Annotated in this window: 1 pseudogene; it reads left to right on the top strand. The window is 36.0% G+C overall.

Features of this window, described 5'->3' with window-relative positions:
* Window positions 1-597, top strand: a pseudogene (locus EBF09_RS09025) (hypothetical protein); the annotation flags it as partial.

Here is a 597-nt window from a genome sequence, read left to right as displayed (position 1 = left end):
AATGGGTGGAATAATAATAAAGGAGATACTAGAAGCATAGATGAATTTAGATTAGTGGGGGATATTGATTTTAGTGGAAATAAAGGAGAGGGGAAAGTAGGAAAAGATTGGCAAAACTATGCAAATTATTGTATAGATGGACTTGGCTGCACTTCAATGATTGTGGGGGATAAGTGGGATGATAATTTCTTTACAGCCAACTTTGATGGGCAAGGATATACGCTTAAAAATATTAATATTGAAATTAGTAAGGATGCCACTGGGGATTATAAGCCCAATTATGTAGGGATATTTGGGCAGATTGGAAATTTTAGAAGCAGTAAGCAACCAATTATCAAAAATATTAATGTAGATTATGAATGGGGCAACATTGATGCAGGCAACGGTAGTGGTGCAGGTGGCTTTGCGGGAGTGATTTTTGCAGGAGATATTTTTAATATCACATTAAGTGATATAGAGGATATTAGTGGTGGTGATTCTGTTGGTGGCTTTGCTGGGGATATTAATGATGGAACTTTCTCAAACATCACTTTGAATAATATAAAAAACATTAATGGCTCTTTTTGTGCAGGTGGCTTTGCAGGATTTATTAGCGGT

Origin of the sequence: Helicobacter burdigaliensis, assembly GCF_003670295.1 — a bacterium.
In the GTDB taxonomy this organism is placed as follows: Bacteria; Campylobacterota; Campylobacteria; order Campylobacterales; family Helicobacteraceae; genus Helicobacter_D; species Helicobacter_D burdigaliensis.
Note: the sequence above shows the minus strand (reverse complement) of the source record. Positions and strands in the feature narration are given on the sequence as shown.